21 protein-coding genes and 1 pseudogene are annotated in these 23784 nt (G+C 42.3%); 5 read left to right on the plus strand and 17 right to left on the minus strand.

The window, feature by feature from the left end; all coding sequences use genetic code 11:
* Positions 1-124: 124 nt before the first annotated feature.
* The 12 genes from RMZ43_RS34690 to gvpN form a co-directional block, all read right to left on the minus strand.
* Positions 125-5371 carry a GAF domain-containing protein gene (locus tag RMZ43_RS34690; protein ID WP_322652200.1) on the minus strand — a complete coding sequence of 1749 codons (5247 nt, stop codon included), beginning with the start codon at positions 5369-5371 and terminating at the stop codon, positions 125-127.
* Positions 5372-5539: 168 nt separating this feature from the next.
* Positions 5540-6073, minus strand: a complete 534-nt coding sequence (locus RMZ43_RS34695) for a chemotaxis protein CheW (RefSeq protein WP_322651337.1) — start codon at positions 6071-6073, stop codon at positions 5540-5542.
* Between the two features lie 14 nt (positions 6074-6087).
* Positions 6088-6450 carry a response regulator transcription factor gene (locus RMZ43_RS34700; protein WP_322651336.1) on the minus strand — a complete coding sequence of 121 codons (363 nt, stop codon included), beginning with the start codon at positions 6448-6450 and terminating at the stop codon, positions 6088-6090.
* 145 nt (positions 6451-6595) lie between these two features.
* Positions 6596-7927: a response regulator gene (locus RMZ43_RS34705; RefSeq protein ID WP_322652201.1), complete on the minus strand. Its 1332-nt coding sequence runs from the start codon at positions 7925-7927 to the stop codon at positions 6596-6598.
* 248 nt (positions 7928-8175) lie between these two features.
* Positions 8176-8859 carry a gas vesicle protein GvpC gene (locus tag RMZ43_RS34710; RefSeq protein WP_322652202.1) on the minus strand — a complete coding sequence of 228 codons (684 nt, stop codon included), beginning with the start codon at positions 8857-8859 and terminating at the stop codon, positions 8176-8178.
* A gap of 75 nt (positions 8860-8934) precedes the next feature.
* Complete coding sequence (gvpA, locus tag RMZ43_RS34715) at positions 8935-9156, minus strand: gas vesicle structural protein GvpA (protein ID WP_163931998.1); 222 nt, start codon at positions 9154-9156, stop codon at positions 8935-8937.
* Between the two features lie 201 nt (positions 9157-9357).
* Complete coding sequence (locus tag RMZ43_RS34720) at positions 9358-10047, minus strand: GvpL/GvpF family gas vesicle protein (RefSeq protein ID WP_322652203.1); 690 nt, start codon at positions 10045-10047, stop codon at positions 9358-9360.
* Between the two features lie 117 nt (positions 10048-10164).
* Positions 10165-11988: an AAA family ATPase gene (locus tag RMZ43_RS34725; protein WP_322652204.1), complete on the minus strand. Its 1824-nt coding sequence runs from the start codon at positions 11986-11988 to the stop codon at positions 10165-10167.
* A gap of 208 nt (positions 11989-12196) precedes the next feature.
* Positions 12197-12946, minus strand: coding sequence for a GvpL/GvpF family gas vesicle protein (locus tag RMZ43_RS34730; protein WP_322651331.1), 750 nt, complete (start codon positions 12944-12946; stop codon positions 12197-12199).
* 36 nt (positions 12947-12982) lie between these two features.
* Positions 12983-13417, minus strand: a complete 435-nt coding sequence (locus tag RMZ43_RS34735) for a gas vesicle protein K (protein ID WP_322651330.1) — start codon at positions 13415-13417, stop codon at positions 12983-12985.
* A complete protein-coding gene (locus RMZ43_RS34740; protein WP_322651329.1) occupies positions 13404-13754 on the minus strand; it encodes a gas vesicle protein in 351 nt (116 codons plus the stop codon). The genes RMZ43_RS34735 and RMZ43_RS34740 overlap by 14 nt, the downstream gene beginning before the upstream one ends.
* Positions 13751-14923, minus strand: coding sequence for a gas vesicle protein GvpN (gene gvpN / locus RMZ43_RS34745; RefSeq protein ID WP_322651328.1), 1173 nt, complete (start codon positions 14921-14923; stop codon positions 13751-13753). Before gvpN ends, RMZ43_RS34740 begins: the two co-directional genes overlap by 4 nt.
* Before the next feature lie 211 nt (positions 14924-15134).
* Here gvpN and RMZ43_RS34750 point away from each other — a divergent pair, with 211 nt between their 5' ends.
* Positions 15135-15386, plus strand: a complete 252-nt coding sequence (locus tag RMZ43_RS34750; RefSeq protein ID WP_322651327.1) for a gas vesicle protein GvpG — start codon at positions 15135-15137, stop codon at positions 15384-15386.
* 412 nt (positions 15387-15798) lie between these two features.
* Here RMZ43_RS34750 and RMZ43_RS34755 read toward each other — a convergent pair whose 3' ends face one another.
* Positions 15799-16131, minus strand: coding sequence for a hypothetical protein (locus RMZ43_RS34755; protein ID WP_322652205.1), 333 nt, complete (start codon positions 16129-16131; stop codon positions 15799-15801).
* 366 nt (positions 16132-16497) lie between these two features.
* Here RMZ43_RS34755 and RMZ43_RS34760 point away from each other — a divergent pair, with 366 nt between their 5' ends.
* A complete protein-coding gene (locus RMZ43_RS34760; protein WP_322651325.1) occupies positions 16498-16650 on the plus strand; it encodes a hypothetical protein in 153 nt (50 codons plus the stop codon).
* Between the two features lie 23 nt (positions 16651-16673).
* Here RMZ43_RS34760 and RMZ43_RS34765 read toward each other — a convergent pair whose 3' ends face one another.
* Both RMZ43_RS34765 and RMZ43_RS34770 read right to left on the minus strand, forming a co-directional pair.
* A complete protein-coding gene (locus RMZ43_RS34765) occupies positions 16674-16958 on the minus strand; it encodes a hypothetical protein (protein WP_322651324.1) in 285 nt (94 codons plus the stop codon).
* Between the two features lie 45 nt (positions 16959-17003).
* Positions 17004-18875, minus strand: a complete 1872-nt coding sequence (locus RMZ43_RS34770; RefSeq protein ID WP_322652206.1) for an ArsA family ATPase — start codon at positions 18873-18875, stop codon at positions 17004-17006.
* Positions 18876-19209: 334 nt separating this feature from the next.
* On the opposite strand from RMZ43_RS34770, the gene RMZ43_RS34775 reads away from it, so the two are divergent.
* A complete protein-coding gene (locus RMZ43_RS34775) occupies positions 19210-22326 on the plus strand; it encodes a WD40 repeat domain-containing protein (RefSeq protein ID WP_322652207.1) in 3117 nt (1038 codons plus the stop codon).
* 260 nt (positions 22327-22586) lie between these two features.
* Here the strand turns inward: RMZ43_RS34775 and RMZ43_RS34780 are convergent.
* Both RMZ43_RS34780 and RMZ43_RS34785 read right to left on the minus strand, forming a co-directional pair.
* Positions 22587-22902, minus strand: a pseudogene (locus RMZ43_RS34780) (transposase); the annotation flags it as partial.
* 108 nt (positions 22903-23010) lie between these two features.
* Complete coding sequence (locus RMZ43_RS34785) at positions 23011-23151, minus strand: hypothetical protein (RefSeq protein ID WP_322652208.1); 141 nt, start codon at positions 23149-23151, stop codon at positions 23011-23013.
* A gap of 265 nt (positions 23152-23416) precedes the next feature.
* On the opposite strand from RMZ43_RS34785, the gene RMZ43_RS34790 reads away from it, so the two are divergent.
* Together RMZ43_RS34790 and RMZ43_RS34795 are read left to right on the plus strand one after the other, a co-directional pair.
* Complete coding sequence (locus RMZ43_RS34790) at positions 23417-23557, plus strand: microviridin/marinostatin family tricyclic proteinase inhibitor (RefSeq protein WP_322651320.1); 141 nt, start codon at positions 23417-23419, stop codon at positions 23555-23557.
* A 148-nt stretch (positions 23558-23705) separates the two neighbouring features.
* Positions 23706-23784 (plus strand): MvdC/MvdD family ATP grasp protein (locus RMZ43_RS34795; protein ID WP_428850967.1); only part of this gene is annotated, 79 nt, incomplete at its 3' end.

Consider the following 23784-nt stretch of genomic DNA (forward strand, 5'->3'; position numbering starts at 1 on the left):
GCAGGCAGGGGGGCAGGGGAGGCAGGGGAGCAGGGGAGAGTTTTTGTACAAATTTTTTCCCCTCCGCCCCTCCGCCCCTCTGCCCCATGCCTTATCCTGAGAATAAATATTCACCACGACCTACTTAGTCAACTTTGAACTGGCTAACGCTGGTTTCCAGTTGTTGTGAAGTCATCCGTAGTTCCTCAAAAGACTCGGAAATGTGGATGGCACTTTCTGAAGTCTTGCGGGCGATCGCCGAAACATCCATCATCGCCTCTGTCAACATCTGAGATTGCTGACTTTGATGGGAGACTGCTTGGGTAATTCCTTGTACCAGTCCACCAATTTCGTTGGTAGCTACCACGATCGCACTCAGGGAATGACGAGTCTCATCGATCAAGTTCGAGCCTTGGACAACTTGGGTAATCCCCACTTCCATTGCTTCAGTAACTTCGTTGGTGCCAGTTTGAATTTCTTGCACGAGTCGCTCAATTTCTGTGGTGGCACTAGCGGACTGATAAGCCAAGGAACGAACTTCATCTGCAACCACCGCAAAGCCTTTGCCATACTCTCCAGCACGGGTAGCCTCGATCGCAGCATTGAGAGCCAGCAAATTAGTTTGAGTGGCAAAATTTTCAATCAGACTCACTACTTTCGAGATTTTCTGAGAAGCTTCACCGAGGCGTTTAATCTTCTTCGCTGTTTCCGACACGGTTTCCCGAATCTCCAAAATGCCATCTACGGTTCTTTCCATCAGGGAATCACCAGCTTGGACGGTGTTATTAGCTCTTTGCACCGCCTGTCCAACTTTTTGAGCATCAGCAGCGACTACCTGGGTGGAAGTTACCATCATTTGTAATTGTTCCAAAGCGTTTTCCAGCCGTTCTGCCTGCTGTTGAGCTTGGTCAGATAGTTTTACTACTGAGGTAGTGTTATTGCTGGAATTTTCACTCACCTTGCCAGCAGCAATCTGCACTTGTCGCACTAAATCTCGCAAACTTTGGATTGTAGTATTGTAACCATCGGCGATCGTGCCAATTTCATCTTCAGATAGGGGCGCTCGAACAGTGAGATCGCCTCTGAAGGATGGTTCCAAAGCCATGAGAACGCGCATTGCTCCTTGTTGGAGTTTTTCGCGGGCGGTGCGTTCGCGCTCTGCTGCTTCTGCTAGTTGCTGCTCTTGGCTACGCACCTGTGTTAGGTAATCTGCAAGATTGAGGGCAAGACCAATCTGGACACTGGCTTGGTTGAGAACATCCTCCTCGGATTGCTCCCACTGGCGCGGTGCGCTATTTTGATAAACTCCCATCAACCCCCAGAGCCGATTTTCTTGAAAAATCGGAGAAATCATGTAGGCTTTAGTTCCCCACATCTCTAACAATTGGATGTGACATTCGTCATGACCGACACTATATATATTGTCAACCCGCAAACTTTCCTTGCGGACATAACGCCCTCCTTGGTTGTACTGGAGATAGGTATCTCTAACTCTGGCCAGGCTAGTGCCCACAAGCTTAGGCCAATCCCCAGTCACAGACTCAACTACAAATTCTCCAGACCAATCAGGCTCAAAACGGTAAACTCCAACTCGATCTACTTTGAGCAGTTGACGAAGTTCGTGGGTGGCAAACTGGACAAATTCCAGAACATTACTATGACTTTGGGCCATCTCTGTTAACCGACTTGGCAGGCGATAAGAAAATCGGGCGTTTGCTACTTCCCGTTCTGCCAGTTTGATCAGTTCCTCATTCTTGGTTAAGGTTTGTTGTAAGTATTGCGATTGCTGAACGGCAACTCCAAACTGCGTGCCGATTTTCGTTACCAAGTTGACTTCATTATCTTGCCATTGCCGCGGCCCGCTATTTTGGTAAGCTCCTAACAAACCCCAGAGCTTGTTTCCGGCAATAATTGGGGTGATGATATAGGCTCTAATCTGGAATTGCTCTAGAATTTTCAAGTGGCATTGGGCATGACCAGCAGTGTAAATGTCATTGATTACAAATGTCTCGTTGTTGCGATAGCGTCCACCTTGGGTTTGTTGTAGGTGTTCGTCTTCCCATACAGTCCTGATATCTGGGCCAACCAAAGCCACCCATTCCCGACTTACGGATTCGGCAATAAACTCTCCACCCCAATCTGGATTGAAGCGATACACTGCTAGCCGATCGCATTCCAAATGCGATCGCAATTCTGGTAGGGCATTGCGGAAAATCGTATCTAGCTCTTGAACTTGGCGAATTTTTTCTGACAGCCGTGTCAATGCTCGTTGCCCTTCTGCGGCTCTGGCTAACTCTGCATTCTTCTTCTTGAGCTGTTCGATATACTTAACCTGTTGCAAGCCTATACCCATTTGCACTGCTACTTTTCGCAACAGTTGCACATCCTTGGATTTCCACTCGCGAGGGCCAGTATTTTGGTATGCTCCTAAAAAGCCCCAGAGTTTGTTTCCAATAAAGATCGGAGCGATCGCGTAAGCTTTGGCCTGGATTTTTTCTAATATCTCTAGGTAGCACTGAACGTGACCGACAGTGTAAATATCATTGACAACAAAGGTTTCATGATTGCGATAGCGTCCGCCCTGAGTTTCTTGTAAGTGATCGTCCATCCACATCGTTTTGATGTCGGAACTAGCCAAAGACAGCCATTGATCTTTTACGGATTCAGCAATAAATTCCACACTCCAGTCGGGATGAAAGCAAAATACTGCTAGGCGATCGCACTGTAATTGTTTGCGTAAACTTGGCAGCACATTTAGGAAAATTGTATCTGCCTCTTGAGCTTGGCGAATTTTTTCCACCATCCCTGTCAGCACCTGTTCCTCTTCTGCTGCCCGCGCCAATTCTGCATTCTTCGTTTTCAGTTCTCCGATGTACTCGGCTTGCTGCACACTTAACCCCAACTGAATGCCCAATTTGGTCAGCAATCGCACCTCTTCGGAATTCCACTGGCGCGGGCCGCTATTTTGGTAAGCTCCTAATAAACCCCAAAGTTTGTTTCCAGCAAAAATAGGGGCGATGGTGTAGGCTTTAGCCTGGAACTGCTCTAACAGGTCGATGTGGCACTGGGCATGGCCAACAGTATAAATATTATTGACGGCAAAAGTTTCATTGTTGCGATAGCGCCCGCCTTCGGTTTGCTGTAGGTGTTCGTCTTCCCATACGGTCTTGATATCGGAACCAACCAAAGGCACCCAGTCACTTCCTACAGATTCAGCAATAAATTCACCGCTCCAGTCAGAGTTGAAGCGATATATTGCTAGGCGATCGCATTTGAACAACTGCCGCAATTCTGCCAAGGTAGTGCGGTAAATCGTTTCTGGCTGTTGGGAATTACGCATTCTATCCGCCATTCGCGCAATGGCGTTTTCTACTTCAGCTACTTGTGTCATTTCGATATTTTTTAATCGTAGCTGTTCGATATATTCAGCTTGCTGGAGGGCAATGCTCAATGGTTCGCTGATCTGCAACAAAGCACCGGTCTCTTCCTCAGTCCATTTCCGAACATCAGAATTCTGATAGGCTGCTAACAAACCCCAAAGATTACCAGCGCGGAAGATGGGAACGATAATGTATGCTTTAGCTTGGAACTTCTCTAATGCTTCTAAATAGCAAGGTGAAAAACCAGCAGCAGAAATATCGTTGACTTTACGAAAGCGCGTTCCTTTGGCGTACATTCCACCTTGCGTTTCCTTGAGATAGGTATCGGCATCGGGTTTAACAGGGGAGCCATAATCCTTAACATGGCAACGTTCTGAAGATATCAGACCTGTTTTAAGAATGCCGTCTTGTTCCTGCATCTCCACCAGTGACGACCAACCAGCAGCCACAGATTCAGCGATCACTTCTCCACTCCAGTCTGGATGAAATTGATAAACGACAACGCGATCGCATTTTAAAAATCGCCGCAACTCTTGAGTTGTAATGCGGAAAAGGGTGCGAAGATCCGTTGCTTGCCCAATCTTTTCAATGATGCCGAAAACAGTACGTTCTCGTTCAACAAGTTTGGCTGACTCCTCAGAGCGATTATAAAGTTGTTGCTGATATTGCACCTGTTGAATAGCAATACTAGACAGAGATGCAACCTGCACCATTAGTCGAACTTCACTATCTTTCCACTGACGAGCCTGAGAATTTTGATAGGCAGCGAGCAAGCCCCACAACTTTTCTCCCTGGAAGATGGCAACAATAATGTATCCTTTGGCTTGATAGGTTTCTAAAATCTTGATATAGCAGTCAGAAAAACCAGCACTGTAGATATCATTAATGACTCGATAAATCTGTCCGCGATGGAAATTTTTGCCTTGGGTGTGCTGAATGTAGCTATCTACATTGTGCGATCGCCCTGTTGTGCCAGCCAATCCTCCTTCGTCTGCAAAGTTCCTAACACTGCAATAGTTAACGTTATTGACAATTGCCGGGTTGTTTCGCTGTTCTTCTAATAGAGAAACCCACTCAGATCCAGCAGATTCAGCGACAAATTCCCCACTCCAATCTGGCTGGAAACGATAAATTGCGACGCGATCGCATTTTAATGACTGTCGCACTTCTTGTGTGGCAACGCGAAAGATGGTATCCAAATCTTTGGACTGGAGAATTTTATTCGCTACACCGACAAGGATTTGGTCTTTTTCTACTTCTTGTTGCAACGTAGCCTGAATCACGGCAACTTGCAGTTGCGCTTCTAATTCCTGCTCAATTAATTTTAGTAACCGAATTTCAGCATTTTGCCACTGGCGAGCAGCAGTGCATTGCTGCACTACCAACAAACCCCAAATCTCATCTTTTACTAAGATCGGCAAACTCACACAAGCTCTTACCTGAAACCGATCCACGAGCTGCTTTTGGTAAGGGGACAAGCCAGCAGTGTAGGTATCCGCGATCGCGACTAATTTTTCTTGTTGGTAAAGCTTGGCAGAACCTAACCCAAAAGTGATGGCGGGTAGTTTTTCCTTCAGCATTGGGGTAAACCCATCCCTCATCGCCTCCGCAGCAACTATTCCCAGCGTCGGATTTGTAAACTTATACAGCACCACGCGATCGGCTTGCAGTGCGCTTTGTACCTCTATCACAGCAGTAGCGAGCAAGGTATCTAGATCGGAAAATTGGCGGATTTTGCTAGCGATCGCCTGTACTTGCTCTACCTCTAATCCATCTCCTCCGTCTTGATATGGCAACACACTTAGCAGTTCTTTTAACTTGCGGATTCTCTCTCGCAATGGCCCTGTTTCCACCCAATCAGCTTGATCCAGTTCAGTTCGCAATTCTTCTAGAGCGGAGGTGATTTGCTGTTTTGCTGGTACATCAACGGTATGCCCGTTATCGGTTTCCTTATAACCGTTGGTGGAATTTGAACGAGGTTGGCTGGGTGTAAGATTTTGTTGCGTTACCATAATCTTTCTTGCTATGAAGGTTGTCGGAGTTAATAAGTAGAATGCAGAGTAAATTTCTTGCAGAAGTCGGGAAAAGGGTAAGGGTAAAGGGATAAGAAAAAACCCTTGCCCTTTTACCTTTACCCTTTCCCCCAAGAGTGCAAAACTATTTTCAAGGCAGGTCTAGTGTTAAAGAGGCTGAAGGGCTTGAATCACAACATGGGTGTCAAGTAACATCAAAGGGCTACCTTGAGAATCCACAAAGTAACCCTGCAAGAACGAGCCTAGTTGGGCAGGTAACATCGATGTCGAAATCGCTAACCGCTCTTGGGGATCATGAACTTCAATGGTATTGACTTGCTCTACCAACAGCCCGACGGTTTGATTCTGGACTTGAACAAGCATCGCCATGCCAGAGTTACGCACACTTTCTCGCCGACACCAGTGTGTTGCTCCCAACAAACCTGCTAAATCAAGAATCCAGATCGCTTCTCCACGCCAATTCATTATGCCTAACAAGAATTCTGCTACCTGCGGTACTGGCAAAATCTCGGTCAGCGCAACTTGAATTACTCCTCGCAAATCAGCTAATGGGAGTAACCCATTTACCTTTCCATTCAACGGAAATCTTAAAAACCTCTGGTTGTTTCCTTGAGGAGAGTTTTCAAGTCGAAATTGGCTATTTATGGGTAGCTCTCTAAAGCTATCATTGCCCTGTACCATTGCCCTAGTTTCCTTTAGCGAATAAATTTATTAACAGTCTGGAGCAAGGTATTTTCATCTACAGGTTTAACTAAATAGCCATCGGCACCACTCATATTGCCCCAAGTTCTATCAACATCTGTGTTTTTAGTTGAGCAAATCACTACCGGGATTGCTTTTGTTGTCGGATCGGCTTTCAACTTGCGGCAGAACTCAAATCCACTTTGACCTGGCAAAATCAAATCCAGTAATATCAAGTCAGGTTTTTGTTGTTTCAACCTGAGTTGAGCCTCTTCACCACTGCGAACTTCATAAACTGAATATCCTCCTTGCTCTAGGTAACGTGTCATCTTTTCGGATTCTGTAAGGCTATCTTCAACTAAAAGAACTTTTTTCATTTTTTCCTAACTATTTAATCCAGAATTTGAAAAATAATGGTGACAAATAAATTAACACCAACCGAGATATAGAAAGCAATTTCCAATGCAAAATCTGTTTTGAAAATGTATATAGGGGAGACATTGGCATGACTACCGCTTCAACCTAAACGGTTAAATACTTGTGAAGCATATTCAGTACTTTCTCTGATTCTACGGGTTTACCCAAAAAATCAGTTGCTCCTACTAATTTTGCTCGCATCCGATCTACTATTCCATCTTTCCCCGTTAAGATGACAACCGGCACATCTTTAAGACTTGGAGTTTTACGGATTTGAGAACAAATTTCATAGCCATTTACTTTTGGCATTAACAGATCCAAAAAAATAAAGTCAGGCTTGCTTTTAATTAAGTTTAAAACTGCCGTCAAGGACTCTTGAATACCCACAAAGCGATAACCTTGATGGGTAAGAATTTCCTCCAAACTGCGACAGATCATCGGACTATCATCCACACAGGCTACTAAAGGTCTTGAGACATCAATAATTGCTTTACTAGTCGCTGGGGGGGCAACTTGTAAAATAGTCTTCTGTTCTGTCTTCAGTAAATAATTAGAGTTATTAACTGCACTGGATGGACTGACAATTTCTTTGTCAGTCACTGGTGGAGCAACTTTATTAAAATTGGGCGCAACTTGTAAAATAGTGTCCTCTTCTGTCTTTAGTGAAGAATTGGAATGATTAACTGCACTGAATGGGTTGCCAGTTTCCTGACTAATACCAATCTGCCTGAGCCTTGGGGTAGGTGAAAAAGCGATCGCTCCTGTTTTTACCAATGGCATCAATAACCGAGTCAAAGCTAAAACATCCCGACCGCTTTTTTGCCCTAGACCTCGTAAAGTTTTTGTTCCATCAACTAGAGCAATAATCTGTTTAGAGGATGCTTGTCCTTGGAGTAGCTCAATTTGTTGAATTATCGGAAATAAATTGGGCGAGTAGCTTGCCAGTCCTGCATCTCCCCATTCTTGCCAGGCTTGTGTAGCCCGTTTCAAAACTTCCTCTGTTGGTATTACAGCTAGGAGAACCCCAGGAACTTCACCAACAACGGTAGTATGTGACAACTGCCCTGCTGGATTGTCACCATTTCTTTTGGCTTCAACGTACTGCATTATATCAAACAGGACTTCAGCTATTGAGCTTGCAATCAGGCTCACAAGTTGTTGTTGTTCGATTAATTTTTGTTCTCGCAACTTAGCAAGAATGGAATACTCGCGATAATTTTCTTGGGCAGAAACAAGCTGCTCCAACTGTGTCACATCCACATTAGAACAGTACCGCAACAAGTGTCGTCGCCATCGCTCATCGGCATTAGAACCGCCAGCCTGCCAAATTAATCTTCCTAAACGAAAATATAGCGTCCAAGTCGGCCCATCTCTTGCTTCAAGATTCAGCCTGCCTGTAAATAATTTAGTTTGAAGTTGGTTGATCAATTGATTCACAATGGATCGCACCTCCTTATATATCTAGAGTTTTGCATTTACATTAAAATTGCTCAAACAATCCAGCTTACTAACTTCATCGCGCGATTGCCAATAGCACAGTTCAAAACCTTGATTGAGCTATCCTAGCTTTAATGCTTATCGATTTTGTACTCTGCTGCTTAAGGCGACAGACACAAGCGATCGCATTCTCCTAGTCTGCAAATACAATAAATGAGCTTGAATTAAGTTTGTCTAGAAATTGCTTGTTACCGAATAAAGTATTGGCGATCGCGTTGTTCTAGTAGCCCTTGCTTGATCAAGGAGCGCAGAATATCTATCGTTTGTACCCGGCTTAAGCCTATCACCTCTTCAATTTCTATCAGAGTAGCTCCTTCAGCTTGCTGAATGTATTGCTGCACTTTAGATTTAGCAGTATCTGCATTCAAGGCAGGCACTTTCTTAGTCATCGTGTTGGCGGAAGGACGAAAACCAGTGGCTTTAATTGCAGAACGGGAGATTGACCATTTTGGAACTGTTACAACTGATTTCTCTTCTTTAGCAGGAGTCGGGGGAACTGGTTGTTCGGGACTGTAATCGCCCCAAACACTGTTATGTAAGATTGACCGGAAATTTTGCAAGTTTTGGAATAATGCCTGAGCCTTTGCTGAACGCTGTTGGCGGTATTCTTGCTGGCGTTGCGAGACATCTGTTTTTATTTGCAATATTTCCAATTGCCGCTCTAGAATCTCTTGCTGAAATTGCTGCTGTTGTAACTTTCTGTTTTTGTCAAGGCTAGTAACAAAACTGCTTAATTCTTGATGAAGCAAATCTGCTTGCAGCTGCAATTCTTGTTGAGTTAGCTGTTTCCATTGGTTGACTTGTTGACGGCGTTCAGCAGTTATTTGCAATCGCTGCGATCGCTCTTGTTCCCATAAATTCTTGAGAGCCATCAGCTGAAATCTCCTATTTTGTTAACTAGAAATATTAAATAGGAGCCGTAAAGACTCCCTTTTTCTAATGTGGTGTTAAGCAGCAGATGGAACAGCAGCCTGAGATGTTAAACCAACTGCTTCGGCATATCTTAAGTAAGTTTCAACTGAAGCAATAACAATCCGAGCTTCTATTGATAGCAGTTCAATACCAACTAAAGAAACACGTACCCAAGCATCAACTACAATTCCTTTGTCCAAAATGCGGTCAATAACTTCAGCTAGACTTGAAGATGAGTTAACTTTTTCAACAGCCATTTTATTTTGCTCTCACTCTAATTATTGATTTCATCCTGCTCTGATTGAGCAGTAGGTAAAACTTACACAATGTGTTTTATTCTTCCTGGGTTTAGTGTTCCCAAAAATATAAGATAAATATAAGAAAATAAAAAAATTAAAGAAAAAATTAGATCGTCTTTATTTTTTCTGGGAAAGTTATAAATATTATTTTTTATGAATTTATATGAAAGTATTTTTTAGAAAATGATAGGGTGGCAGAGGTTCGCTGAGTGCCAATTGCCAGTGCGAGCATTGTACCTGCCAGAGGGAAAACTGCTGCGTACTGACCGTTGAATCGTTACGCTGTGCCAAAAAGTGGATTTGCCGCACATCTGACTGTCGAGTTTCACAGATAACATTTGTATATGTTTTGAGAATTAACTGGTTCAAGAGTTCCAACTGTTCGCATTGTTGTGCTTGAAATGCTTGCTGTGTTTGGTAGCGTTGTTTTTTAGCTAATAAATAGGCTTTTCCCTTAGCATCAATATTGTCAGAATCGTCAATTAAAGAGCAGGGTATAATTTTTACAGTGTACTCAACTTTGTCTGCTAGCTGAGTTAGGGCTTCTAGATATTGCTCTTGGTGCTGTTCTAGATGATTCAGCAGTTTTTCTACAGAGGTAAAACCCCTCCCAAAGCGTAGGGGAAGAAGGGGAATTTGTTGAAAAAGTTCTCGAATCACGCGATCGTGGTTTAATACAGCTTGAAGTAAACGCTCATCCGTTGCCTGTATTCCCTCCATTGAGATTTCCGGCTCTACGATCGCACCTAAACCAGAAGAGTAAACTAGTTCAATATTCCTTTCCATCCCAAAGGGTAGAACAAGTGGTGATGTGGTGGCGGCTAGAAGAGCATAAGCGTATATTGACATAAATTAAGGATATTAATTAACAGACTATTGGTCTATCGTATCGATGGATTGGGGATGTTCAGATCCCCGACTTCTTAAAGAAGTCGGGGATCTATAAGCCTTCAATGCGATGAATCACTATTCAGATTGATGCTGATTAGCAAGCATTTGGTATGTAACTTGGAAATCATCATTTGTAATCTGAATCAAGCTGGAGTCAGTCAATCCCTGGGCGCGGTATCGACGAATGGCGCTTAAAGCAGCTTGATTGCTCAACAAAGCCAAGTCTGCTCCATTCCACCCCTCGGTAACTGTCGCCCAAGTTTCTAAATCGACACAAACCAAGGGACGATCTAGATTGTGAACTTGTAAAATCGCTAATCGGCTGGCTCGATCTGGTAGAGCGATTTTGATTTGTAAGTCCAATCTTCCGGCTCTGAGCAAGGCAGGATCAAGTGTTTCTGGACGATTGGTTGCTCCTACTAAAAGTACTTTCGGGCATTCATGCAACCCATCCAGTTCGGTGAGCAGTTGACCGACAACGCGATCGCTAACTCCAGAATCACCAGTGAATCGTCCCCGTGCTGGTGCTAGGGTATCAATTTCATCTATAAACACAACGCAAGGAGCTGCTTGCCGAGCTTTGCGAAAGAGTTCTCGGACTGCCTGTTCTGCTGCTCCTACCCATCGGCTGAGTAATTCCGGGCCATTCACAGCAATAAAGTTGGCTCTAGCCTGGGAAGCGATCGCTTTTGCCAGTAATGTTTTTCCCGTTCCAGGTGGCCCCCACAACAGAATCCCACGGGGAGGCTTGGCTTTGGTTTGCTCGTATAGTTCGGGATAAAGGAGTGCGCCTTCAACAGATTCTTGAAGTTTTTGTTTCACATCATCCAAACCACCAATATCATCCCAACTTACACTAGGTACTTCAACTGCTACATCCCTGAGAACTGAGGGTTTTATCTCCTTAATTGCTTCGAGAAAATCCTGCTGCATGATAATCATGTTCTCAGGAACGGGACTGTTGAGCGAGGGGACTTGACGACGAAGGGCGATATAGGCTGCTTTTTGACAAAGAGCTTTGATATCGGCACCAACAAAACCAAGAGCCAAATCGGCGATCGCTCCTAAATTAATTGAAGTCTCCAAGGGCATGGCACTTGTCAGAATCGTCAGAATTTCCAATCGTCCATTGCGATCGGGAACCCGAAACTGAACTTCGCGATCGAAGCGTCCCGGACGACGAAGCGCCGGATCGAGATAATCGGGACGATTTGTTGCCGCTAATAGAATTACGCCTTCGGTTTTGGCAAACCCATCCATTAACCCAAGCAACTGCGCCACTAGTCTTTTTTCAACTTCACCTTCAACTTGGCTGCGATCTGGAGCAAGGCTGTCAATTTCATCAATAAATATCAAGCAGGGAGCAGAACGAGTTGCTTTCTCAAAAATACTTCGCAAACGAGCTTCTGCTTCGCCGTAATACTTGCTCATCACCTCTGGGCCATTGATGGCAATGTAGTTTAACTCTAACTCTTCTGCCAAAACGCGGGCTGTTAAAGTTTTTCCAGTACCGGGCGGGCCAACTAGCAAAACCCCACTCGGAGGCTCTAACCCTAATTTCACCAATAAATCTGGACGCTTAAGTGGAATTTCAACTAACTCTCTGATTTCTTGGAGAACATCAGCCAAGCCGCCGACATCTTGCCAAGAAGTTTTTGAGTTCGTCTTATCTGATGGGGGAGTGACATCAGTATCATCCATTGGTGTAGTGCCAACGGTGGAATTGGATCTGACTCGGCTGGAATTATTTGTTCTGGGAATATTACCTTGCCGGGGAATACTACTGAGATTATGAGAGCGAATTTGAATAGAAGTTTTTAACTCGCCTTTTTCTGCTTTTTCTTCTAAAGCTTTGGCAATTTCTAATAGGTGTTCAAATCCTTTAAATATGTCGTCCATTGATTTTAGTTAAATAAAAGGCAGATAAAAATTTTATTTTCATAGGACTTACGCAAAATAATAAAAAAACGAACCGCCAAGGTCGCCAAGGACGCAGAGAAATAAAAGTTTTAGAGAGTTATTGCGTAAGTCTTTTCCCAAAAGATTAAAAGTTTCAATAATTTTTCATTCTCAATTTTTATTGGTATTCAACAGCGAGAGGAATTAATCAATTGGAAGTGGTTAATCGAAGACGAGCAAAGTTATACGGGGCAGTGAAATTGTTGTAACGAATTCGCAAACGGTCTTCAAATTGACGATCGAGTGCTTCAACGTGTTCGCTAAATTGTGATTCCGCTTCCCAAGGAATTAGGTAGGCTGAATTGTAAATCATTGTGTCCATTTGGGGAGTATTTTCTACTACTTCGATCGCAATGGAGTTGAGCGTGCTTTGAAATATATCTATGATGCCTTGCTTGCGATCGCTCATTCCCTGTTCGATGGCTTGCCCTATTTGGATTACCCGCTCCATACTCAGGGGTTGACCGACTAGTTTATCCCTTTCGGTTTTCAGATTTGGGTGTTCTGCCAATAATCCTTGAATTTCTGCCTCGGTATCCCAAAAAACTTTGACACTAACTTCTCGGCAACCCGATAACTTTGCAAGCAATTGCGTCAATTCTTCTTGATGAGGACGAATTAATTGCTGTGAAACCGTTTCCCAGCTTGAAACCAAAAGTCCAAATTGCACTGGCAGTAAATAGCGATCGCCTCCTTGCATGATCTCCTCAAGGACTTTTTCATGACTTAGCAGGTTACGACGGCTGGCCAAATAACGTTCTTGCTGTGCTTCCGAGTATATGACTGCAAAATCATCCAAAATTTTAATTTGTACAGGTTGCCGATCTAAGCCCTCTAAATTGAAATTTTGTGGAGCAGGCAAGGTCAAAATTCCATAAATGTAAAAGCCATAACTCATAAAAATGTCTTACCAAGAAGAATGTAGATAAAAAAGTTACAGGGGTTTAGAGGTGAGTACTAGTCTTAATTTGGCATGAACTAAGCTTAACTGAGCCAGTCCTAAGTCCAAGTCACCTTCAACCACAACACCCGTATTTAATAGGCGATCGAGGAGTTCTAAAATAGAGGGTTGACTAGAGGTTTCACCGGGGTAATATCCTCCAGATTGGGGAAGTAAATTTCCCATTTCACCCAAGTTAATATTTAGCTCGGCTGGGTCAATATCAAATATCTCGCAAAGCTGAACAACCTGTTGTTCAAGCTGTTGAAGGCTTTCGGCAGCTCGTTCTAGCTCAGAGTCGTTGAGGGTACCAGCATCCATTCGCCGAATCACCTGAGCTTCCATGAGTTGGCGTATCAGTTCAACAACCGTCAGTAACAATGGTGCTAAACCAGAATCGGAACCTTTTGATTTACTAATCGCCTGCATTCTGATGATTAATAGGATTGAGTGCTTTGAGCGATTGCAGTTCTGTTTCTAGACTAGCAAGACGCTCTTGAAGTTGTTGATTAGTTGCTAATAAGGTGCGAGTTTGACTATTAAGATAGGGATCACTCTCCCACCAGTTAATTCCAATCTCTTTGGCTTTATCAACAGAAGAAATCAACAAACGAATCCGAATGTTGAGCAGTTCTGTAGAGCCTACGGAAATAGAAATATCTCCTGCGATAACAATGCCTTTATCCAGAACCCGTTCTAGAATATCTGCCAAGGTAGAACCTTGAGTTGATGTGGTGATCACTCCTCGGTTAGTATTAGTACTCATTTTTTTATTAAATGACCAGAATCAAAAGCAACTGTCTGTGAGATGTTCGCTGGCTCGGCATTGCCCTGCATTTGTACTAATACTCCCTGCTCCCTGAGAGACTTGAGTACAGCCACAATTTGACTGCGATCGATCCCTAGTTCTACTGCCAATTCAGAGAAACGCCTTCCTGGAGAATTACACAGGTAGTTGTAGACTTCATGCTCGTAAGGTACTCGTTGTTCCAATACAATCTGATCTTGGTTGTTTGGTATTATCTCTGACGGCTGAGATTGAGTATTTGTACTATGACACAATTCACTTAAAACCTCTTCCAGTAACCGAGTTGCTTCCATGAGAGGTTGATTCGTGCGAGAAAGCAGGATATCGGCACAAATATCTTGGAAGTTAGGATCTCCAGGGTTTACAGAAATTTCGTGTTCGTTGCAGATTTTGGCAATCATCAGACAGGAACGCAATCCACCGCCCTGTCCAGAGCCAGATCGACTCCAAAACATCCGTACTACACGAACAATTACTTCTGCTTTCTCGGAATCTATGCCTGTTTTATGAACTACAATTTCCTGCTGAGTTAGTTCATCAGGTGGAGGCATATCAATGGTAATAACACGATCCATCAAAGCATCCTGAGTTGCATGAACTCCACAATACTCTTGAGGATTTGATGTTAAGATTGCCCGAAACTGAGGATGAACCCGGATATACTCGGCTCGATGTTGGTTTGTTGGTAATACTAACAACCTCTCCTCAAGTACGGAGAGTAAAACGTTATTTACCTCCGGCTGCGATCGATTGAATTCGTCGTAAACCAGCGTAAATCCTTCTTTACAAGCTAGGGTTAATCGTGCATCAACCCAGTGTTGTCGAAGTTCATCCTCAACTTTCACAACGCTGTGGATGAAATTATCAACAACCTTTTTGCGGGTATAACCTAATTGATTACCAATTAAGTCTGAGGTTTTAAACTCATCATCTCCAAATAAGAGGATGATAGGCTGGTTGAGCAAATCAGCTAGATGCATTGCCAGAGTAGTTTTTCCGACTCCGGCTGCACCACGTAAGTGTATTGAAAAACCTGACTGTAGATAGCGCAAAGCGCGTTGAGCGACCCGTTGAACAGCAGGTGTATTGACAAATCGCTGGGGAGATGCATTTAATACTGTTGTCAAGCTCTAAGTACCTCGTAAGTAATAATTTTATGTAAAAGTAATTTTTTGCACATCGGGAATATAAAATACAGATGTCAAGAAGCCTTAACTGGACTCAAATCCAACGCATTTTGGCATCAACATAAGACTAAGTAATGTTTTATATAATGTCATCAGCAAGATTACGGTCTTGTGAGACAGCCTTAACAAATCTACATAAGTGTAAATTAATATGGTTCTGCGCTTCTTACTATTACCGATTACTGGCCCATTAATGGGAGTAACGTGGCTTGGGGAAAAAATTTTAGAACAGGCCAATACTGAAATTGATGATAAAGAAAATCTCAGCAAGCAGCTTCTTACACTCCAACTTGCTTTTGATATGGGAGAACTTTCTGAAGAAGAGTTTGAAATTCAGGAAGAAGCTCTTTTATTAGCGATTCTGGAAGCAGAACAGCAGGAACGCGATCGGACACAAGAGTAATACCAATTCTCTAAAAGCCGGCTATAAATAGAACCGCCAAAATATACTGCCTGCGAGCAGCCTGGACAAGTTATGCTCAAGGCTATACCACATCATGCGGTAGCCAGTGGACTAAGCAAGCACTTAATAAAAGGCTAGCAGTGTAAAATTAAATATAAATAAATCAAAAAGAGAGGTAATACCCTCTCTTTTTAATGGTTATTCAATTTTGTAAGTTACTTACACATGAGCTATAAAGACCTAGCGTGGCAAAACTAGCTAGAGCAAAAACTTAAACCTAGTAAATTCGTTATTATTGAAAATTTTGGTTTACCTATTTACGCCTGTTTCAATCATTAAAAATCTACTCTAGCAAGTTTTACCGCTCTAGATAAAGACAACTTGATTTATTTTCTGCTATTACCTAAATTTGTTAGCGCAGAACTTTATCATCTCGAAACCTTGACCTCACCTTAGATTTTGGGCAAGCTTTCCGCTTTTGACCTAATGGTAGGACAAATAGAAAAGGAAGTGTAGAAACGTAGCGGCTGAATTTTAGAACAAGAACTGTTCTCTTAGGATAGTCATTTTGTGTAATGGTTGTATCCGTCCAGTTGTCTAGCCAGTCTCCATCTACATCTTTAACAAATTGGCGAATTCCATCCACGCCGTGGACTCTTCTAGAGTGTCTCAAAGCCCTAGCTCGTTGAAGAGCATCTCTAGCTCTGTCAACCCTTTGTTTTTCAAGACCTTTTTGAGTAGACATTACACTTTACTTGTCTATATTAATTAAAGGAACTGCAAAACATGAGGTTTTCTTTTTAGAAGTCCAGACTTTTTATTTGCTATCCAGCGTCTTACCTCATCCAACCTAGAAGCTAGTTTGGGGAAAATAGATTGACTTTCTTCAATTAGTTTATTTAAATCTGCCCTAATCTCATCCGGGTCTCTTTGCACGCTGAGTATATTTTTATATTTTTAAAACGACGAATCATCGTAACACGAGGGTGTGTTTCTATGATGGTCTTTTACTAAGTGCTTAACGTAGTTTTTAGTTCCTCAAGCATTCTGATTAATCAAGGTCAAATCGTTGTAGGCTATGGGTTACAGGGTCTAAGTCTAAAGTCTAGCAATGAAAATCAATCGGCATGGACGTGCTAAGGTTCTTACTCAACAAGAGATGCAGCTAATCTTCAGTCATGGTTTGGACAATGACCGCTATCAAACTTTGTTCGGTGTAATCTCTTCAGCGCTTGCCGAATTCGTGAATGCTGTACCCTGCTAACAGATTTTCTTGTGAAGAATTACTTAGTATTCCAATGTTATGGTGTTGAATTTTGGTTTATTGTCCTCCAAATCAGTATTTGCTTGCTGATGGGTAATGTCCTCTTCAGCAATGATTTGACCATTTAAAATAGCAAGACGCTGCTGAATCTGAGATTGGCGTGCTTCGAGTTTCTTTAGTTCCTGCTCTAAACGCTCTTTTTCCAACATCATTTTGTAAGCATTTAAGTAAACTCTTGCTTGAGAACGTTGAGGAGGCATTGAGCTAAGTTTGGCTTGAATTTGTCCACGTTTTGGAGTGCGGTGCATAATAAATTTATCTTTGGGTATGAAAGTATTTAGTCTAATTAGCCGTTAAAATAAACAGCCGGCTGCTGCTTGGATGCGTTCTGAAGGCTGAACTGAGCGAGGAAGCATTGGTAAGCGAACCATTGTCAAACCTGGAAAATTGCAATTAATGGTTGCTGTAGAAGTAAAGCGGTTGAGAACAAGGTAATTCTGGCTCACACCTATTTCTTGCAGAGATTTGAACAAGCGTTGTTGTTCGGCAAGTACACTAGCTTGGTTAAGCGTAACCCCAATGAACTCTGTTTGTTGTGGGTCTTTTAGCACTTTTTGGGCTTTAACTACGCGCTGTCGCAAAGTTCGTAAACGCCCCATAAACTCTGTACGACCAAGGACATTCTGATACTTAATCCAGAGTTTGAAAATCCAAGCTAGCCAGTCTGCTAGTGCAGTTGGCATTTCTAGAAAACGCAGAAGATGACCTGTAGGGGCAGTATCTAAAATAATCAAGTCTTCTTCTTGTTGCTCTAGCAATTCCATTACCGTTAACAGGGAAAGCATTTCATCAATCCCTGGTAAAGCTTGACCGACTATTTTGCGCCAAGCAACAGGAGCATAAGCCATTTCAATAGTTTCGCTTGTTTGGGTTTCGCCACTCATCATTTCGGCCAGTTCCCACAGGTAATCGGCTCTGAATTGATCGACAATGCGATCGCTATCTACTTCCTGACCTCGAAGATTAGCAGTTATTTGATATGGTTCGTGTCCTAAACTCAGACCAAAGGCATCACCCAAGGAGTGGGCTGGATCGATTGAAACCATGCGAATTTTGCGATCGGGATGTTGTTGAGCCATAGCCCAACCAATGGCAGCTGCTACTGTGGTCTTGCCTACTCCACCTTTACCGCCAATTAGTAACAGGCGACGACCTTGGGTGAGAAAATCTCCAAAGCTAGGAGGAATTGTTTCCGGCCATTGAACTGGGAGTAGATCGATAGGAAATAGCGGTTCAAGCTGAGGAACATGGATTTGGTCGATAAGATGGCTGAGAGCTAGAATTCCTAAAGGCTCCTTATCTTGCTGTGGCACGATAAAAATCGGCTTTCCGTTAGCAAGATCCGTATACTGACCGATCAGTGGTTGTTGTTCTTGGTAACGATCTGGGTCAGTTGCACTGGCAAGGACTTGGTTGACAAACAATCCTCCCCAAGGAACCTGCATGGTTTGTAAGGCTTCTAGGAATCGTTTTGACTCCAACCAACTCATTGGTTCGGCGATCGCAATTAACAAACAAGCTGTATGCTTAGGATCTTGAAGCAGACGACGACCTTGCGACAGTTCAGCTTTCAGGGTATGCAAAAAATCGTCAGCGCGATCGGGTGTGTAACTTCCAGCAAAGGTCTTGCTAATATACCGATGCTTTTCTTGAAACAGTTCCAGAGAGTGGAGAAAAGTGTCTAAAAAGTCCATCAATCCAAACAAGTTGAGAGTATGACCGCTAGGAGCCATATCTACTACTACTCGATTTACCTGCTGCTCCTGAAAAAGGCGTTGGATTTCTAACAAGCCCATCAACTCGTCCAGTCCAGGCCAATTTAAATCCCAAACTGGAAGCAAATCTTCTCCTTCAACAAAACTACCCCGCTCCACTAACAGTTCTAACACCTGACCATAACGTTCTTTAAACTCTTGTAGCAGACGCTTTGCATCCAACGCCCTTACTAGTAGATTGGGTAGTTCTGCTATGGGACGAGGAATATCATCAACGCTAACTTGTAAGACATCTCCAAGAGAGTGAGCTGGATCGGTTGAGATTAAAAGAATTTGCTCATTGGCAAATTTCTGCGCCCAACGACATGCAAAGGTGCAGGAGATTGTCGTTTTTCCGACTCCACCTTTGCCGCTAAACATAGCAAGGTGTAGGTTATCAAAAAGTTCCATCCCGTTTGTCATTATCCGGCGTTTTAGGATAAAGTTACTACATATTTGTAAAAATTACTTAAGTAATTTTGCTGAATAAACCTATTTAAAACCGAATTTAGGGACTTTAGACCCTTTTGGCAGAGAGCAAGAATTGTATTTTCTTCCTCCTGCCTCCTGCCTGGTTGGTGAGCGTACCCCTACGAGGAAGCAAGCTACGCGTAGCGTCTCGCAGAGAAGTCGAACCACTGCCTTTTTTCGGTAATGAATTTTGTTGAGTTACTTACAAAGATTAGCCAAGGAACTATAACTGAGTAAAGATTTAGCCAGAGATGTCCAAAGGTAAGGAGATAAGATGGTTAACAGTTCTGAATGCGATATAAATATTGGGTGTAATGTCCAATGTATTTCTGAATACGACTTTTTTTCTGATAGTAATTTTGAGGACATTCATTGCCGTCCACTCAAAACAGACTCTCCCTACTTAGGATTAAAAACTTTTGAAATTCAAGATAAAGACAAATTTTTTGGTCGGGATAAGTGGATTGCTAATCTGGGCGATCGCTTAAAAAAAGATAATGTTCTGCTACTTTTAGGAGCATCACACAGTGGCAAATCATCATTAACTCGAGCAGGTTTAATTCCTTATTTAGGATCTCATAAAAATTCGTTAATTAATATAAGTTTTCACCCAGATGAAAATCCTTTTAAATCTCTTTATCAATGTCTTGCTGCTACTTATGGGAAAAAATCATCAATAACAAATATTGCTCGAGAAATAAGAGAAAATACCTTAATTAAAATTGTTACTTTATTAAAACAAGATTATCAGTGCGTTCTGATTTTTATTGACCAATTCGAAGAACTGTTTACAAAAGCTCAAAAACCAGAACGCGATAAATTTGTTGCTAGTCTCTTTCAACTGTTCCAGCAGAAAGATAACTCTGTCAAAATTATTTTAACAATGCGGTCTGATTTTTTGGATAAATTTAGTGAGTATCCCCAACTTGCAAATATCCATGATCGCTATAGTCGTATACTCACTAGAATGAGCGATGCAGAATTAAAGTTAGCGATCGCTGAACCTGCTGCTAGACATGGCGTTATCTTTGAACAAGGATTAGTTGAGCAAATTATTCATGATTTTCACCAACAAAATGATTATTTACCACTTCTGGCATACACCTTAGATATGCTGTGGAAAAGAGAAAATATTGCAAACAGGGTTCTGAAGACAAACACTTATAAAGAACTAAAAGAGCAAACTTTTGGTTCTTTAAGCGAACAAGCTAATCGATTTATTAATGCTAGTGTTGGATGGCACGATTGCCATTTGAGAGAAAAGGAACAAGAGATTCAAAAGTTAAACCTTGCACTGACTGAATTAAAACTGCGCGAGCAATCTGCCAGGGTCTTGAATTTACTTCCTGTCCAACCGCTAGAGGGTTTGGTGCTGGCAATTCAAACAATGGGTGAGAATCTAGAGAAATACCCAAACCATCTTCTAGCTTCTGTTTTGGGAAGCTTAAAGGAAGCAATGAACACACCCACAGAGACGAATAGCTTGCGCGGACACGAGCAAGAGGTTAATTGTGTAGCCTTTAGTCCTGATGGCAAGTTTATTGCCAGTGGCAGTAGCGATTCTACCGTATGCTTGTGGAATATCATTGGCAATCCTACTGCTCAATTTTTGTGTGGACACGAGCAAGAGGTTAATTGTATAGCTTTTAACCCTGATGGCAAGTTTATTGTTAGTGGCAGTATTGACGGAATTTTGTGTTTATGGGATCTACAAGGTAATCTCATTACTCAACCGTGGCTGGGACATGAGGAAGGAGTTATTTCCGTCGCTTTTAGCCCAAATAGCGATTCTATTGTCAGTGTTGGTTTTGACGGAACGGTATGTTCGTGGGATTTACAAGGTAACACCATCGCTCAACCTTGGCGCGGACACAAGGAAGGAGTTATTTCCGTCGCTTTTAGCCCAAAAGACGATTCTATTATCATTGTTGGTTTTGACGGAACGGTGTGTTTGTGGGATTTACAAGGTAACACCATCACTCAACCCTGGCACAAAAATGAGGCAAAAATTATTTGTGCCGCCTTTAGCCCCGATCGCAAGTTTATTGTCAGTGGTAGCAGTGATTCTACAGTGCGGTTGTGGGACATCCAAGGTAATCCCATCGGTCAACCTTGGCACGGGCATGAAGGACATGTAAATTCTGTAGCGTTTAGCCCTGATGGTAAGTTTATTATTAGTGGTAGCTGCGATCGGACAATACGCTTGTGGAATATCAATGGCAACCCCATCACTCAACCTTGGCGGGGACATGAGGGACAGGTTAATTCCCTAGCCTTTAGCCCCGATAGCAAGTTTATTATTAGTGGTGGCGATAAAACTGTGCGTTTGTGGGAGCTACATCAAATACTACAAGATCGGGTCATCGGGCGATCGCAGCGCAAATATGAAAATTGGGTCAATTCTGTTGCCTTTAGCCCTGATGGTAAGTGGGTTGTCAGTGCCAGCAATGATTCTACAATCCGCTTGTGGGATAGCAACGGCAACCCTATTGGTCAACCTTGGCGCGGACATGAAAAAGAAGTTAATTCTGTTGCCTTTAGCTCTGATGGTAAGTGGATTGTCAGTGCCAGTAATGATTCTACAATCCGCTTGTGGGATAACAACGGCAATCCCACTGGTCAACCTTGGCGCGGACATGAAAAAGAAGTTAATTCTGTTGCCTTTAGCCTTGATGGTAAGTGGGTTGTCAGTGCCAGCAATGATTTTACAATCCGCTTGTGGGATAACAACGGCAACCCCATTGGTCAACCTTGGCGCGGACATGAAAAAGAAGTTAATTCTGTTGCCTTTAGCCCTGATGGTAAATGGGTCGTCAGTGCCAGCAATGATTCTACAATCCGCTTGTGGGATAGCAACGGCAACCCCATTGATCAACCTTGGCGCGGACATGAAAAAGAAGTTAATTCTGTCGCCTTTAGCCCTGATGGTAAGTGGATTGTCAGTGCCAGCAATGATTCTACAATCCGCTTGTGGGATAGCAACGGCAACCCCATTGGTAAACCTTGGCGGGGGCATGAGTATTGGGTAAATTCTGCAGCTTTTAGCACTGATGGTAAACTGATTGCCAGCGCTAGTCTTGATGGAACAGTTCGCTTGTGGCAGTGTAGATGGCAAGAATGGTTGCAAGTTTGTTGCAACAGGTTACATTATCATCCCGTCTTTCAAAATCCTGAAAATGGCATTGATATAGAAATTGCCCACCAAACTTGTCAAAAATATGTATGGAATCCACAATGCCCTAAACAGTTGAACAACCAAGTAGAGCTAAAAGAGAAAGCTTTTTCAGTAGCTTTAGAGGACTTTAAGCAAGCAGTTAAACTTAATTTCACATCGCACTGGAAACATCACCTTGCTTGGCAATTAGTACCTACAGAGAACCAACATCAGTGAGAGGTTAATCCCTCTTTTGTTACTTCAGGGAGAGAAAAAATAGTCATAAATTCAGGTGGCGATGGGGAAACTGATTGGAGAAGCACGAAATTCATTCATGAAACCAATTAATTTCAAAAAGCAACGTTTCATGCCAGGAATGTTAAAGACTGTGAGCCAAGGTTGAATCAAACAGTAAAAAATATATGGTTGAATAATCAATCTTAGGTTATTTAAGGCACTCTTCCATGTAGTGCCAGATTCCCAGTAAGGATGTTTGCTATCCCATAAGCATTTACTGATACTATTCCATTCTCTGTCTTGCCTAAATTTCCAATATATTGACGAGTTACATAATCTGTTGTTTTTCCCTTTTTCTTGTCTCCTGTTTCGTCAATACATAAAATTATTTCTCTTTCTCCAATCAATATTTTTGTTAGCCACAGCCTGATTTATTTTAACTTTTTGACATCCCACAGTGCATCTCTGGTAAAAATGATGTAGTGATTGACCGTCTTTTAATCCTGATATTTTCGCTATCTCTGGTAGCGATTTATTCCGGATTTCTGAGAGCATTCCCAAGTGTAAATATTTGAATAGTTAAGTGAAGCAATGATTTATGGCTCATTGATTCGTTTGATGGTCAAGCGAATGGTATCTTAAGCTTTTGTTTACGAATCAGCTCTAAGAGTAGACAATAATAACTCAGCATCTACAAACTTCATCGCCTTGATTCGCCTTCGGATAATCTGTTCCATGCCGCAGCATCTGAGCATTAATAGGGTAAGGCAAACCAGCTAATTCACCAGCCGACTCAACAATGGCGATGATCGTATCATGTGCCAACGGGGCAAGTTGAAAAGACTGGAAAATATAGGAACTAACAGGATAATTTAATCAAATAAAATTGCGACATTTTGATATTGATTACTTAATCTTGATAAAGAATTAATAAACTTATCTTATATATTTGCTTAACTTACCTAAATTTCTTAACTTTCCTAAATTCTTAGAATGATTACTTCTTAACTGTCTTAACTAATCTTGAAAATATATTTAATTACTGATATATCTGTAGTTGGAAAAATAATTTCCTTTAAGGAAAACTCTTATGCATAAGAACACAGTCAAAACAGTGGATGTTGGAGCGTTACCATTTTTTGCGCGTTTCTTGTCAGAGCAAGCTACTGAAGGTGAAGGAACAGATGTTCCTTGGACTTACAAGTTTCCTTCAGATTTAGAAGATAAATAACTTAGTCTTATACATCTGAAAGTATTTTTCTAATCGGGAAAATATCTTGTAATTGGATCCACCATCATACATTTAACAGAGTAGCAGTTATCAAATAACTGAAAAATACTCATACAAACGCGATGGCGCAGAGCACCCGCCGTAGGCGATAGACAACGAAAGTATTCCTCTAGTCATCAAAGAAATTGAGGCTAGAGGAGAAAAAGCATTTCGGTTTGACACAGACA

Source organism: Nostoc sp. CmiVER01 (genome assembly GCF_034531135.2).
Classification (GTDB): Bacteria; Cyanobacteriota; Cyanobacteriia; order Cyanobacteriales; family Nostocaceae; genus Nostoc.

What these genes read in the sequence shown, in the direction of transcription:
- RMZ43_RS34690 (WP_322652200.1), bottom strand. Translation starts at nt 5,371, where the DNA reads ATGGTAACGCAACAAAATCTTACACCCAGCCAACCTCGTTCAAATTCC.
- RMZ43_RS34695 (WP_322651337.1), bottom strand. Translation starts at nt 6,073, where the DNA reads ATGGTACAGGGCAATGATAGCTTTAGAGAGCTACCCATAAATAGCCAA.
- RMZ43_RS34700 (WP_322651336.1), bottom strand. Translation starts at nt 6,450, where the DNA reads ATGAAAAAAGTTCTTTTAGTTGAAGATAGCCTTACAGAATCCGAAAAG.
- RMZ43_RS34710 (WP_322652202.1), bottom strand. Translation starts at nt 8,859, where the DNA reads ATGGCTCTCAAGAATTTATGGGAACAAGAGCGATCGCAGCGATTGCAA.
- gvpA (WP_163931998.1), bottom strand. Translation starts at nt 9,156, where the DNA reads ATGGCTGTTGAAAAAGTTAACTCATCTTCAAGTCTAGCTGAAGTTATT.
- RMZ43_RS34720 (WP_322652203.1), bottom strand. Translation starts at nt 10,047, where the DNA reads ATGTCAATATACGCTTATGCTCTTCTAGCCGCCACCACATCACCACTT.
- RMZ43_RS34725 (WP_322652204.1), bottom strand. Translation starts at nt 11,988, where the DNA reads ATGGACGACATATTTAAAGGATTTGAACACCTATTAGAAATTGCCAAA.
- RMZ43_RS34730 (WP_322651331.1), bottom strand. Translation starts at nt 12,946, where the DNA reads ATGAGTTATGGCTTTTACATTTATGGAATTTTGACCTTGCCTGCTCCA.
- RMZ43_RS34735 (WP_322651330.1), bottom strand. Translation starts at nt 13,417, where the DNA reads ATGCAGGCGATTAGTAAATCAAAAGGTTCCGATTCTGGTTTAGCACCA.
- RMZ43_RS34740 (WP_322651329.1), bottom strand. Translation starts at nt 13,754, where the DNA reads ATGAGTACTAATACTAACCGAGGAGTGATCACCACATCAACTCAAGGT.
- RMZ43_RS34750 (WP_322651327.1), top strand. Translation starts at nt 15,135, where the DNA reads ATGGTTCTGCGCTTCTTACTATTACCGATTACTGGCCCATTAATGGGA.
- RMZ43_RS34755 (WP_322652205.1), bottom strand. Translation starts at nt 16,131, where the DNA reads ATGTCTACTCAAAAAGGTCTTGAAAAACAAAGGGTTGACAGAGCTAGA.
- RMZ43_RS34760 (WP_322651325.1), top strand. Translation starts at nt 16,498, where the DNA reads ATGAAAATCAATCGGCATGGACGTGCTAAGGTTCTTACTCAACAAGAG.
- RMZ43_RS34765 (WP_322651324.1), bottom strand. Translation starts at nt 16,958, where the DNA reads ATGCACCGCACTCCAAAACGTGGACAAATTCAAGCCAAACTTAGCTCA.
- RMZ43_RS34770 (WP_322652206.1), bottom strand. Translation starts at nt 18,875, where the DNA reads ATGGAACTTTTTGATAACCTACACCTTGCTATGTTTAGCGGCAAAGGT.
- RMZ43_RS34775 (WP_322652207.1), top strand. Translation starts at nt 19,210, where the DNA reads ATGGTTAACAGTTCTGAATGCGATATAAATATTGGGTGTAATGTCCAA.
- RMZ43_RS34790 (WP_322651320.1), top strand. Translation starts at nt 23,417, where the DNA reads ATGCATAAGAACACAGTCAAAACAGTGGATGTTGGAGCGTTACCATTT.